Origin of the sequence: Shewanella sp. 10N.286.51.B7, from assembly GCF_002873615.1 — a bacterium.
GTDB classification, from domain to species: Bacteria; Pseudomonadota; Gammaproteobacteria; order Enterobacterales; family Shewanellaceae; genus Shewanella; species Shewanella electrodiphila.
The window spans coordinates 1-13,425 of sequence record NZ_MCUF01000032.1 but is presented as its reverse complement, the minus strand read 5'-3'; the positions used below and the strand labels follow the sequence as shown (position 1 = coordinate 13,425).

General features: G+C 39.6%; 9 protein-coding genes and 1 pseudogene. All 10 read right to left on the bottom strand.

The genetic code is table 11. The annotated features are described in order from the left end of the window. Window positions 1-54: 54 nt before the first annotated feature. The 10 genes and pseudogenes from BCU84_RS09480 to BCU84_RS09435 all read right to left on the bottom strand — a co-directional run bounded on the left by BCU84_RS09480 (window position 55) and on the right by BCU84_RS09435 (window position 13,034). Window positions 55-729 carry a 2OG-Fe(II) oxygenase gene (locus tag BCU84_RS09480; protein WP_102527852.1) on the bottom strand — a complete coding sequence of 225 codons (675 nt, stop codon included), beginning with the start codon at window positions 727-729 and terminating at the stop codon, window positions 55-57. Between the two features lie 414 nt (window positions 730-1,143). Further along, a pseudogene (locus tag BCU84_RS09475) lies at window positions 1,144-2,121 on the bottom strand (transposase). A 119-nt stretch (window positions 2,122-2,240) separates the two neighbouring features. Further along, on the bottom strand, window positions 2,241-2,717 hold the full coding sequence (locus tag BCU84_RS09470; RefSeq protein WP_102527851.1) for a hypothetical protein: 477 nt from the start codon (window positions 2,715-2,717) through the stop codon (window positions 2,241-2,243). Between the two features lie 13 nt (window positions 2,718-2,730). Further along, a complete protein-coding gene (locus tag BCU84_RS09465; RefSeq protein ID WP_198589556.1) occupies window positions 2,731-7,743 on the bottom strand; it encodes an RHS repeat-associated core domain-containing protein in 5,013 nt (1,670 codons plus the stop codon). A 12-nt stretch (window positions 7,744-7,755) separates the two neighbouring features. Continuing rightward, window positions 7,756-8,694, bottom strand: a complete 939-nt coding sequence (locus BCU84_RS09460; RefSeq protein WP_102527849.1) for a hypothetical protein — start codon at window positions 8,692-8,694, stop codon at window positions 7,756-7,758. Then, window positions 8,691-9,860, bottom strand: coding sequence for a hypothetical protein (locus BCU84_RS09455; RefSeq protein ID WP_102527848.1), 1,170 nt, complete (start codon window positions 9,858-9,860; stop codon window positions 8,691-8,693). Before BCU84_RS09455 ends, BCU84_RS09460 begins: the two co-directional genes overlap by 4 nt. 18 nt (window positions 9,861-9,878) lie before the next feature. Next, the gene (locus BCU84_RS09450; RefSeq protein WP_102527847.1) at window positions 9,879-10,169 is read right to left on the bottom strand and encodes a PAAR domain-containing protein; all 291 of its coding nucleotides are present in this window, start codon (window positions 10,167-10,169) and stop codon (window positions 9,879-9,881) included. Window positions 10,170-10,246: 77 nt separating this feature from the next. Continuing rightward, window positions 10,247-10,600, bottom strand: coding sequence for a hypothetical protein (locus BCU84_RS09445; RefSeq protein WP_102527846.1), 354 nt, complete (start codon window positions 10,598-10,600; stop codon window positions 10,247-10,249). Window positions 10,601-10,602: 2 nt separating this feature from the next. Next, a complete protein-coding gene (gene tssI, locus BCU84_RS09440; protein ID WP_102527845.1) occupies window positions 10,603-12,483 on the bottom strand; it encodes a type VI secretion system tip protein TssI/VgrG in 1,881 nt (626 codons plus the stop codon). Between the two features lie 71 nt (window positions 12,484-12,554). Further along, complete coding sequence (locus BCU84_RS09435) at window positions 12,555-13,034, bottom strand: type VI secretion system tube protein Hcp (RefSeq protein ID WP_102527844.1); 480 nt, start codon at window positions 13,032-13,034, stop codon at window positions 12,555-12,557. Window positions 13,035-13,425: the final 391 nt, after the last annotated feature.

The following is a 13,425-nucleotide window of genomic DNA, read 5'->3' as shown; positions in this document are numbered from 1 at the left end:
CCTAAACCACAGTAGATACACTGTGGTTTAAGGCGACTTAGTAACTAAGTCAAATTACACAGGTGGATCAACTTTATTAGCGACAGAAGTATTAACCCTAAACCAACCTGCTATCGAGCGCCTGTCTCGCTTAGCAGGTAATACTTCATGGGGAAATTCTTCACTTAAAAAAATAACCAAAGAACCTAACAATGGCACAACCTTGAGGCCTTGTTTATCTTGCTCATTCATATAGAGCACTAACTCACCACCATCAGCACTGGTCCAGCCTGAATTAAAGTATGCGACAACAGAAAGCACCCGATTAGCTTCACCTTTAAAGGCATCACAATGGCGTTTGTAATAATCACCAGGCCCATAATGAGCAAAATGGCTTTCGAAAGAAAACAGCCCTAAGAATAACCGCCGATTCAAATAATCTTGTAACCTGGTTGTCCAATCAAGCCATTGATTAGCCGGTGTTGCGCCTTCTGTAATCCAACAGATTTCATCTGTTCTCACAAATTCATTCTGCAGGTATTTTTCACCGCGACCGATACCCGCACTTTTGAAAGCTTCAGCCTCAATAGATAGTTGATGGGTAAGTAATGATTGGGCTAGCGGTTCAGGCAGTGCACCTAGGCGAATGCTGTAACCTTTTTGTTCAAGATCTTGAGCTATCAGTGAGAAAAGCGTTTCGTCATATGAGCTATTAGCGCCATCTGACGCTAAATGATTAACTGCAACCAATTTTAATACCTTCGGTAAAACTTATATCCTCTTAATTAGAAACAACAAAAAAGAGTAATGCTCACCATGCAAATCCGCCATCATTGGCATATCAGAGTACAAACGCTTAAGTTAAAAACGCTAACTACTTAAGGGTTTGAATATCCTTAATTAAAGTCGGTATTATCGATTCAGCTAAGTCATTTGAGTATACATCAAGTAATATTTTTATATTGAGAAACAGTTAATTATCATCTTGAGTTTAAAGGAGGAAAGTATCGAGAATCTAATAATTGATATAAATCATCAATAAACTAAACGTGTCGTTGAAAAATGAGACTCTTCTGTAAATTTAAAGCAGCTCTAGTGGCTTGATATCAATCAAGCTGAAAATGATGAAGTAGTTGTTGTCGTTTGTGTTTTAGACGTTAGCGATTAAGTAAACAGCCAACGCTGGCAGTATGATGCACCTTGTCGTCGTTTTCGCTCTAAGTGTTCACAATATTCTGTTAATGCCGGTAATGCGCCTACTGCGCCTTTAAATAATGAGCCAAACTCAGTAGTGATTTTCAGCCAGTTTTCAGCTGGAATATTGAGTCTACTAAGAATATTTTGGCTACTGACACTAATGGTACCGAGCTTATCTTCTCGAATAATACGACCTGTATCTTCCACCAGCACGATATAGTCTTTTACACTGAACATCAGCCCATTTGGCATATCTAGCCGTTCATTACCGACAAAAGGCAGTAATGCTTTGGGCTGTTCACCTTTTATCGCTGAATATATTCGACGTTGAATGCTGGTGTAGTCTGAAGTTTCGGGGGTAGTGCCCATTTGGGCTCGAATAGGATTCAAGTCGACATAAGCCATACAACTCATCACTGCCGCTTCATCTAATAATGCTTGCGATTTAAACCGCCCTTCCCAGAATCTGCCAGTACATTTATCTTCTTTGTTGGCCATTCGCGCTATCGGCTCACTTAAGGAGCCCATAAACCAATTGATATCAACTAACCGTTGGCGATATTCTGTAATACATTCATTGACTGTCTTAAGTTCAAATTCGTTTAGGTCTTCACCTTTCACAAACTTCTGTGTCAATAATGTGCCTTTAAAGCCTTTGTGCCATTGCATAAGCACGTCTTTATTTGACCAGTGTTTTGCTTTATCGGCATTCACTTTAACGACTAAATGCAAATGATTACTCATCACGGAGTAAGCACAGATATCTATGGCAAAGATGGTGGCAAACTCAATAATTCGAGAGTCAACCCACTCACGCCTATGCTCAAAATTTTCACCGGTTGAATGATCAATACCACACAGAAAAGCCTTACGTACTTATCGTGAACAGCAGTGATAATAAGGTGTGTAATCTAGGCTAACTATTACCTGTCTTGGTCTGGCCATCTTCAAATACCATTTAGGAAGGGTAAATAAAACGTAGTTTATTAGTTTGATATTTAGTCAAAAATCATGAGTGTCCATGTTATTTTTAGCGGTCTTAATCATGCACATCATTGGTGCTTTTATAGTTTTTTAAGTTCCTTTAATAACCCTCCTTCAAGTAACATTAAATCAGTTACAAAAAAGTCTTGAAAGGGTTCATCATACTTTCTGCTATGCCTACTGAAATTAGTAAACCTAAACCCCTTTTGTCCTTGTGCACCAACATTCATTTCACGGTATATAGCTAATCTTTCTCCAGCAACTTCTTCTTTGTATGTGTACAGTCCTGATGGAAGTCCTCCTTGCGCAGCACTTTTCCAGAACTTATTTTCAATAGAGTCAATTAACCATGAGATATTTTTTTTCAATAACTCAAATTGCTCAACATAATAGTTAGGTATATCTGGGCTTCCGAATTTAGGTGGGCTCAACTTAATAAAAAATGAAGTTTTTTCATCATTAATTAAAAAAAAAGTTTTACCCTCATAACCAAGCGCATCAAACTTACACTGTATTTCATAATTTAAATCTAGATTATATGGGTCTAATAATTTCATTATTCCTTCCTTTTTAAATAGGTAAAGCTGGTATTATTTCAACAGCTCCACCTAACTCATTTATTTTTAATGGATCTCGTTCAAAAGTAAAGGTTTCAACTACTCCATAGTCACCACTTATTTTCTCCCCCCATTTTGACGTTTTATCTACTTCAGTAAGACCATTACCACTATATAGATCATTTGCCCCAAACTGGTTCATCACCCTATATCGTGCTAGTAAAACCTTTGCATCTTTATTTTTATTAGCTTTTTGAAAATCTTTATAGTCTTCTTCAATAAAAACATTTCCACCAAAATCTTTATAGCTATCAAGATTACTTTTAAATTGTGAACTAAGCTCTGGTGTCATTATTTTTGCCATAACATCTGGCTCATCAATTCCCCTTTCTATAAAATCAGGCGCGAGCTCACGCTTTCCGAACTCGATCATATTTTCATATGTAGGAATAAATGTCTCTCGCTCTGTCGCTTCTGGCATTTCAGCCATATCTATAATAGCTAAGGAAAATTCTTGCTCTGGCTTATAGTCATTAATACCAAAAAGTGCTGCTATTAAATGAGGGTCGCTATCAGCCATTTCCATTTGTTCAAATGTAGTTGACCAATATGGTGCTCGCTTAGAGTCAGGTCTAGGAAATCCCAATGTTCCTCCTGCAGAGTCATCAGCGCTACCAAAAATTAATCGAACATAAAATCGATTGCTAATTTCTTTTTTAATAGCCATTTTATGAAGTTGTTCTTGAGTAAACCTTGGCTGATAACCATTTTTCATTAATTTACTTCGTGCTTCAACTAGACGTTTTTTTGCTTCTTTAATACTAGATGGCTCTTTATATTCGCTATCTTTTTGCTCTTGATGCTTATTTGCATCAAGCAATTCATCACCCGTTCCCGCCTCAATATGCTCAACCATTTCATCTGCTGTGTATGGTGAATCTACTAATTGAGAAATTGCTATCAATTTCGCTTCAAGCTCTGGCGAAATGTTAGGGTTATTATTAATGGCCTTTGCAACTTTTGCTTGGCCTTCTTTACACAATAACCCAAACGGGTCCACCCAGTTCACATGATTCGGTGCATATTGGTAATGGTTAATACCGCCCACTAATCCAATAGGGTCTTGATGAATAAATCTTGCTTGCTCTGGGCTGTAGTATCTAAAGCGGTTGTAATGCAGTCCTGACTCATCATCAAAGTACTGGCCTTGAAAGCGCAGTGGGTTATCAATGTGATTAGCCACCTCAGCACTATTTTCAATCGATGTTGAGACTGCATGACCAAATACATCGAGATGATTGCGCCATACGGTTTGCGCGTTGGCATCAGTTAAGCAAATCGGTGTACCGAGTTGGTCTAAATGGTAGTGAAAAATTTGGCCATGTTTAACTAACGCTACCGGTAAAAAGGTCTCTGGCTGATAGATGTACCAGGTGTATTCACCTAGGCTGCATTCACCTATTAGCTGGTTATTATCCCAAATAAAATCTGTGCGGCCTTGTTCGGTGATTTTGGCGCTGCGCCGACCTAGCGCATCGTATTCATATTGGGCCAGCTGGCCATTAACATTAATATGCACTAATTGGTTTAAGCCATTAAAGCTGCGCTGCTGTTTATCACCTTTAGCCAATTGGTTAATTTGATTGCCGCTAGCATCGTAACGGTAATCTATACCCGCCATGCTTAACAGACGATCATGTTTAACGATAACCTCGTCAAATGGTTTATTTACAGTTAGCTCTGCAGGGCTATTTTCAGTCGATTTTTTATCGGTATCATTATAGACAACACTGTTATCAGCATGAGTGCTGATAGCCGTTCGCGGATTACCGAAGGCATCCCACTGATATTGATGAGTGCCAGAACCTGACTTAATCCCTGCAAGCGGTCTGACAATTTGTTCTTTGTCATCAAAGACACTGTTATCAACGGCGCTAATATCATGCTCAGCGCTATCATGCACTGCTGTGAATGATTCTCCCTTACAAGCCGTGACATCTTTAACCAGCTGGCTGATACGGTTATAGGTAAATTGCTTAACCTTTGGCTGCTGGGCTGCTAACTCAGTTGATAATTGATTTAGCTGGTCTTGTTTATCGTATTGGTATTGACGGTATTCAAACGTGGCGGCGTCACATTGATTGGACCATGTTTGCGCGCTTAATCGTGAGAATGCATCAAACTCTTGGACTAACTCGAGCTGATTTGATTGTTGGCTTTTATGTAAAAGCCCCGAGGGTAGATATTGATAACTAACAAGTGTGTTTAATGTTTGTTTATCAAGCCCTGCTACTGCTGCATCTACAGCCGTTTGTGTTCCATCTACAGCCGTTTGCAAACTAATATCTGTTAGTTGGCCATTGGTATTGTATTGATAGCCAATATTACTGCCATCGGGCAACACAAGATGCGTGCGCTGACCTTTATCATTATATTGATACTCAAGCTGCCAGCTGCCCTGAGTTGATGTTGCTAAACGGCCTTGAACATCATATTTCTGCTCAACTGTACGATGCTGATTATGAGCACGGGTGATTTGGCCTAACTTGTCATATTGATAAAAGTTTTGGGTATTTAATAGTGGTGATAGTGCATTCGCTTCTATTTTGACATGACTACTTTGCTTAACAATGCGCCCCATGGCATCACGGCTTAGCTCAATAAAGCGAGTATCACTGTCATTCACGGCAATCAGCTTATCATTAGCATCGTATTGATATTGCTGCTCGCGCCCATCAAAACCGACTAACTTTTTAGGTTGCTCAGTTGGCGTATAATCAATGGCGTATTCAGCACCATCACTGCGGGCGATGCGTTTAAGGTTACGCTCTTTGTCATAATGAAACTTAAGCCAGCTGCCATCTGCAAAGGTTTGTTCGCTAGGCTGTGATAGCCCCTGATAGCTGAGCATGGTGTGATTTAACGATGATTCATTTGATTTATTATCTAGCACATCTGTATTGGTGCTCGTAATCTCATCAGAGTTTGTATCAAGTTGGCTGACATCTTGTGAGTGACAAGTCAGCCTCCCCGCATCATCAAACTGAAAGTATTTATTAATCGACTCTTCAGGCGCTGATTGAGGATAAGACTTTTGCTGAACAACTTGGCCTTTGTCATCTCGAATAAATTCGGTGACTAGCCCTTGTGGATCGATAACCGCATTGACTCGACCCAAACGGTCGTGGCTATATCGAGTGAGTGACTCCCCTACTTGCGTTGCGAGTAGCTCCCCGTCACGATCCCATAAATATTTATGCGTCACACCATCAAACTCAATTTTTTGCGTGACTTGACCAAAATCATTGTATTGATACTGGCGCTGACGACCATCAAAATTAACTTCAGACAAAATCCGACCAGTTGCATCGAATTGCTTTGATAACTTTCGACCCATAGGATCTTGAGTGAGAATACGTTGCCCTAAACGGTTGTATTCAAAACTTGTGACGCCCCCATCAGGTTGAACTATCGAGTCAATTTGACCTAAAGAGTTATACAGGTATTGGGTTTGATTATGATTAGCATCAATCGTGGCAACTTTACGACCCGCTGCATCATACTGATGTCGAGTAATATGCCCATTGGCATTATGATACTCAGTTAATAAACCTTGAGCATTATGAACAAACTCTTCTTTGTTTCCCAAAGAATCAACACAGCTGCTGCGCATTCCGCTTGATTGTTGCTCATAGGCAAAGTGGTAATGATAGGTGTCATTGTCACCCCATTGCTCGATACATTTAGCACTGGCATTATGGCTATCCCATGCAAAGTGATGACTATAACCCGATGCCCGAGTTCTGCGTTTTAGCAGATAAGTCGATGATTTGGGCCCTAGGGGATGTTTGTGTGGCTCAGCTTGTGTTTTAGGTTTAGCTGCGTCGACATAACTGTACCTTTCTACAAGGCCATTGATATCTGTTGCCGCTATTAACGCTTCAGCATCATCATATTGATAACTGGCTAATAATGATGGATGAACTTCTCGATTACCTTTGTCATTCAGCACATATGATGACACCCGTAACAAATTATTTTGGGCGTTGTAATGTAATAACACCCCACGTTTAGGCCCTGTAGTAATCTGAGCTAAGCGGCCTTTTTTGTCATAGTACAGTTCAAAATATTGACCTTGATGGTTACTGATGGTTTCAAGTAACCATACCGTTTTGCCTTCGATTTCATAAAGCTTGAACGCCCAATGGCTCTCGTCAGGTTTAATCAGTACCTGTCGACCATCCGCTTGATGGACTAACGACCAACCTGTCGAAGTTTGAATGCTTGTTTGACCACGTTTAACGCAGTCAAACACATGTACCCGCCCTTCTTCATCTGTTAATTCATACCATTGCTTTGCTGGTTTTTTAGGGCCAATTTTAGGCGCTTCTTTATATTGATGAGTTAATTGGACACTGAAATTATGTCGCCAACCGAAGCCTAGTCCGATATTGGAATCGATTTTACTAGAGCGATATAAACGTCGCCACGTTAGGGGTAATAGGCCACTGATTTCGAAATCAACCAGCGGTAATATCTCTTCGCCACTTAACATGGAAACAGGATCGCTACGGCACTCTTGCTTATCAATAGCCACTTCTGTTGAGGTATTATTGGTTACAGATCCGGCTGACGCTGCTGAGCTAGCTTTCTTGCCGTTATTCGATTTTGGCATTTTTTTAGCACTTGAACTTACGCCTGGCGTGGCTGTTTCAGTCGAGTATTGAATTTGCGGTTTAGGCACCTCAACATACACTCTGAGCAATGAACGCTCGATTGCTTCTGTCAGGTTTTTTACAATATTACGTGGCTGTAGCGTGGCAGATAATCCTGCTTGTAAAACTAAATCACGACCATAAATCAACGCGTTACGATCTCGAACTAAATGAGGTGATATCTCATTGATAACGTCTGTTAACTGATTTGCTTTATCAAAGGTTAATAGTTGGAAACCCGCTGGCGTAGACGCGCTTGTTAGCGCCACTACAATATGACGATTTTGGCCATTAAAGCGAAAGTTACTCATTGTCATGCTTGTTTATGCCTCTATCCATGAGTATGTTGCTAATCCTAAATGCAGCGTTTGAGACACTTCAAGCTGTAAACTTTTCCCTGTTACAGCCTGTTGTTCATAACGGTTAAAAAGATGCACAAAATTATATAAACCAGAGACACAACCAATGTCTCCTGTGAAATTTGTTGTCTGTGAAATGTCACTATCTGAATCAATTCTGCCTGCAAGCTGTTCATATGCATTTAGCCAATTATCGGTCACAGTTTGATTAGCACCGGGTAAATACAATTGATTAAAAAGCTCTGGCTCGCACGCTTTATTTGCCTGCTGAAAAAGGCTTTGAATAGTTTGAGTTTGCTGCACTAAACTGCAGTTATTTTGACTTAATAGGTCAATGCTTAAACCAGTGGTATTAACCCTTAAGTTTGTCACCATTGCGGCTTCTGCTGGACGACTGCCAGATCCTTGTTCCTCGGTAATCAGATTTTCTGTCGCTAACAACTCTGCTAAGTCAAAAAATAAGCTATCAACAGAAATTAACACCACACTTTGTGAATCAAATGGCATCGCTTCTAGTGCCTTAAAGGCAAACATTAACGAAGCGCTTCCATTAGGAAAGATCCGAGTGAGTGGATGTTCAAAACAATGTGGTAAATGTTGGTGAAGCACACTCACCCAGTGTTGTAATTCATTGGCAGAAAGGTTTGGCAGCAACCAAAAAACAGGCTTACCCTGGTATGTTTTCCATACAGTGTCATCTTGTAAGTTTAACTTAAATAGCAAGTCTACTAAGCGATCAACTTTGCGTTCAGTAGATAAATTTGCCGCCATGACTGCGACAACATTTTGTGAGTTCTGCTGATATGAGAATTCTAACGGCTCACTAAAAGGTAAGTTAATCAATCGTTCAGTGTCGGTATTAGCACCAATACTAAGACGGGTATGTTGGACATCTATAATCATGATGCCAACTTGCTATCTGCTGTGCTGGCAATTGCTTTTGAAATAGTGCCGTGCAAGCGATACTGGTGAAGTTGCGCTATTTTTTGATGAACCGGACTTGTTTGTGTCAGCAAGAATTCGATAGAATTCTCATTCACTTCAACGCCATTTAGCATTCGGCTGATAGTGTTATTTTGATTATAGTTAAGTGCGATAGCTGGCCAACGGTCAAGCAACTTCGCACTGTAAAACTGTAAATATTCACCACGTTTATCCAAATCGCTTTCAGATTGCCACTGAAGAGAAATTGCTTGTTCAAGCAAGGGACCTAAAATGATTTTGAGTGCATTAAACGCTGCCATTGTTTGCGAGGGTTGTTGCATCGCTTTCGCTAAAAAAGGCACAAACTTAATAAAACCAGAATACCCCATAACCTCAATCACTTTAGCCCTTAATGTATCGTCTTGGCTCATAACATTGAGTATCAAAGTGAGTTGTTCTTCATCTAAGGAGGCGATGTAAAAATCAAATAAAATACTATCTACCATTTCTAATTCAATAACATTTTCGTAGATCTTTAATGGCGCTTTTTTAACTTCCATCAGCAACTCAACATACAGTGTTGTCACTGGCGTTACTGGTGTCATTGACGTAGTTAGTCGTTCACTTGCTTGTTTGCGGTTAAGTCTTTGCCCTTGAAAAATACAAAGCAATAAGTATTGATGAATTTGTGCGGCTGTTTTCCCATCGCTACTCAATACCAATGGATGAATTAAATACTGGCTAGCAAGAAGTGCAAGATTAGGAAAGCTCTGTGCAGAATTGATTACGCTGCTATCAAATAGTCGTTGAAATAATAAACATTGCTGCTGTGAATTTTGCTGACAATGTAATTTCAAAAATAACTGAATGATGACCAACTGGTTTTGAACGTCATAATCCACTTCAGATTCAAGTGCGCTTACGAGTTCAGTGGCATTTTTAGCTTTAAGTAACTGGCTTTGGCTATCACTCTGACAAGCATTCTGGCTATCACTTTGGCTAAGAGCAGCACCTTCATTTAACGCTTTATAACTGATAAATAATGCTTGAGTATTATCTATAAGATTTTTAGGCGCACACTCAAAAGACGACATTATCACTTGTCGTTGCGCTAATAAAAAATCAAATCGCTCATGCAAACTCATCAATACAATCCTTGTCGTTTAACCAATCAGCACGGTAGGGTTACCTACAATGATCTTCCCACCATGCGCAGTGCCATCGCCTAAGCGAGCCGCTGGTTTTCCATTGATGAGTACTGAACTTGAGCCGGCATTGATAGTGTCAGGTGGCCCAACACAAATAAGCTTGTCACCTTTGCGCGCTGCAGGCATAGAACCTATTAACACATTGCCTGAACCCATGATAATTGGCCCGCCAACATGTGGTACTGGGCCTGGATTGGTCTTCGGGCAAACATGCATACAAGATAACGTCGCAGCTGGCATTCCCATCAAATATTCCTTTATTTGTTAGCGCAAATAGCATTGGGTCTATAAACATTTAAAAATGGCAGTTCAGATAATCAGGGTTAATCTGAATCGATTAGAATTACCAATAATTGCTTTCTTTCAATTGCATTGGCTATTGCCGTAATCATCTCAGCTTCTGTTATCTGACTACTGCTAAATTCCTCAGCGTTTAAGTATTGATAAATACGTTGCAGAATATCAGTTTGATTATTCCAAGTATGACGACTTATCAAGAATTGCTCACCAAAAAGGCTGGATGCTGACAATGCTATTTCTGGCTGATTTAGCAGCGGGTCCATTGGCTTATCAATAGGTTTACAAATCAAATAACGATAGCCAAATCGACAAACAATTTCGTGCCCTCGGCAAAATGCGCCTAATTGACCTACGCCAGCATATGATGTCGAGGTCATAACTAATTTAGCTTAATTTGAGCGGCTTTGAGGGCAATACTCGCCCCATTAACTTTAACGTCTGTGCCTTTGATTTTAATATTGGTGCCTTCTATTGAAATCGAACCGTCACTGCTCATTTTGATACTGGCGCCACCCGTTTTAATCACAATTTCATTACCCGCTTCAATATTAAGCACTTTGCCAACTTTAACGGTCTCGTTATTGCCAATATCCTGCTTTCTATCATTGCCAATTTCTAGTGTGCTATCGTTGCCTACTTTTTCATTATCGTTATTGACGACTTCGGTAAACCTGTCATTGCCAACTTTATCTTTTTGGTCATTTTTAACATTTAAATGATGATCTTTCTCGGCCTGAAAAAATAGCAACTCCTTGCCTTTTTCATCATCAAAACGCAACTCATTGAAGTTGTCAGCGCCGCCTTCTTTTGTGCTATGTGACTTAATTCCCGATTGCGTTTTTTTAGCAGGTAAAGCATATGGAGGCATCAAATCAGCATTGTAGACAGCACCACTGATAATAGGCTGGTCTGGGTCGCCATTAATGAATTCAACCAACACTTCTTGGCCAACTCGTGGAAAGAAAAAGGCTCCCCACTTATTGCCAGCCCAGCTTTGTGCGACACGGATCCAACATGAACTTTTTGAATTAAACTCACCTTCTCTATCCCAATGAAATTGCACCTTAACTCGGCCAAACTTATCAATATGCTGTTCATCACCAGGTTCACCGGTCACAACAGCGGTTTGAACGCCGTTGATTAACGGCTTTTGCATCAATAGAGAACTACGGTAAGGTGTTGAATTGGGAACACATTCAAAATCATTGTGATAGACAGCATGACTACCTGATTGACTCGCACCCGATTGATTAGGCTGTGTCGCTGATGTTCTTAAAGCACTCACAAGAAAAGTCTTACCTTTAAAACTGCTATTCTCATGATCTTTAAAGGTAAAAAACTTACCTACAGTAAAGCTGCGGCAATCGCTTTGACCACTGCATTTATTCATATCTTTTTGAAAAGCTTCTAAATGATTATCTGCTAATGGTTGGGAGCGACTATTTAGTTCAGACTCGCCAAGGTAATCAAATACTTCTAGATTTTTTTGTTCCGGCAAATCGTTTTTCGTATTGCTGCCAGATGGGAATTTTTTAGGTTGAGTATAATCATATCCCTTTTGAGCAAATCCGCCGCTTACCATGCTCATACCACCTTGCCAGTGAGAAACATGTGACTCAGCTAGATGGCCTGAAAAACAACGAACCTGCGCTTCATCGCAGGCGTTATAAGCAGTGATGTCATCAGCAAGGACTAACTTATGATCGCCTATACTGTGGTCGAAAAAGTAAAAAATACCCTCTTGCTGTAATAAACGTGTCACAAAATCAAGATCTGACTCAAGGTATTGAACACAATATTCGTATTTGGGATAGGTACGGGTTGTCTTATTTTGAAAACTGACGGCATGTTGACCAAATATGTCAGTAAGAATATCGATAACAGACTGATTTTGAAAAATTCGGCAGTTAGTTCGCTGCTTCATTAACGCAGCTCGAGGAACGATAACCGCTTGATAGTCAATATAGTCTTGTGCCACATCTGCAGCAGCGGTTCGCATTCCAGCAGATTCAATATGGCTTATTACGCCATGGAAGTATCTAGCTGCACCATCGCTTTCGGCATTTCTCAATGAGATACAAACATTTTTGCCGACTAAGCTCTCAAGTTTGATTTGAGTACCAATAGTAAACATTGAAACACTAATTGAGAACAGCTGGGAAATCGCTTCAGAGGCAGTAAAATGTGTTAGGTAGAGCGTATCTTTACCTAATGGAGTCGTAATACTAATGATATTGTTTTTTTGCGTAGCCTTTAGCATTCCTTGCCTCAGTCTTTTTAGGTAAAGATCTTGGAGGAATTTCTCCTCCAAGATACAAGATCACAAATGGATTACATTTGTTGACCTTTAACACCGCTGTAGCCATAACGTAGCGCTGCAGTGATGTTGTTTTTGTCATCTGTAGGTGTAACTGCCATCATCATCTCTGTGTAGCTGATAGTGATAGTTTCAACAGGGCGGTCACCTTGAATTGACACGCTGTAGCTTGAAATCATTGCATCAGTTAATTCGATCTGCATGATTTCTTCGATTTTGTCACCTTGTTTGGTGATATGGAAAACAGCTTTTTTACCTTTACCGATTGTTGCTTCTTTAAAGATATCTGTTGAAGCATTATCTTGAAGTTTAGTGATTGTAACGTCACCTAAACGAGTTGAACTTGCTTCACGATCTTTAGCAGTACCAGTGAAAGAAGAAATCTCACGGCTTACATTCCAATCTACAGATAAGACAGTGATCATGTCTTTGAATTCTGCAGCAGTTGTTTCGCCTTTAATACCTTCGTAATCTAAATATGTATTCGCTTGCATTATTAATGCTCCTTTTGCGTAAATATCATCCATTAGTGGATAGGTTTATATAAGTTTAAATATAAACTTAATTCAATTTATTAAAAATGCATTCAGACATGCCAAAGTTATTAATGTGGCACATCTAAAATTAAACTCGCGTTTTAAAGCAACGAGATTATATCAAAGACCTTTTTATTATCAACAATACTTTCAATGTAATTTAAAAATAAAAATAACATCAAAATCAACAACTTAAAAGGCAAGCCATTTGGTAGCTTTTTGTGTAATACTTTATAACTATCTAACTAAAGCCTCAAACTAATACTTTGTAATAGTATTAATAAAACCTATAGGTGTAAGTAACACTATTTCACGTAAAATTATTTTTTACGCAAAATAGTAGTCATAT

Bases quoted from the DNA above. Each gene is read 5' to 3' on its own strand.
- BCU84_RS09450 (WP_102527847.1), bottom strand. From the start codon at position 10,169: ATGGGAATGCCAGCTGCGACGTTATCTTGTATGCATGTTTGCCCGAAG.
- BCU84_RS09445 (WP_102527846.1), bottom strand. From the start codon at position 10,600: ATGACCTCGACATCATATGCTGGCGTAGGTCAATTAGGCGCATTTTGC.
- BCU84_RS09465 (WP_198589556.1), bottom strand. From the start codon at position 7,743: ATGAGTAACTTTCGCTTTAATGGCCAAAATCGTCATATTGTAGTGGCG.
- tssI (WP_102527845.1), bottom strand. From the start codon at position 12,483: ATGCTAAAGGCTACGCAAAAAAACAATATCATTAGTATTACGACTCCA.
- BCU84_RS09455 (WP_102527848.1), bottom strand. From the start codon at position 9,860: ATGAGTTTGCATGAGCGATTTGATTTTTTATTAGCGCAACGACAAGTG.
- BCU84_RS09470 (WP_102527851.1), bottom strand. From the start codon at position 2,717: ATGAAATTATTAGACCCATATAATCTAGATTTAAATTATGAAATACAG.
- BCU84_RS09435 (WP_102527844.1), bottom strand. From the start codon at position 13,034: ATGCAAGCGAATACATATTTAGATTACGAAGGTATTAAAGGCGAAACA.
- BCU84_RS09460 (WP_102527849.1), bottom strand. From the start codon at position 8,694: ATGATTATAGATGTCCAACATACCCGTCTTAGTATTGGTGCTAATACC.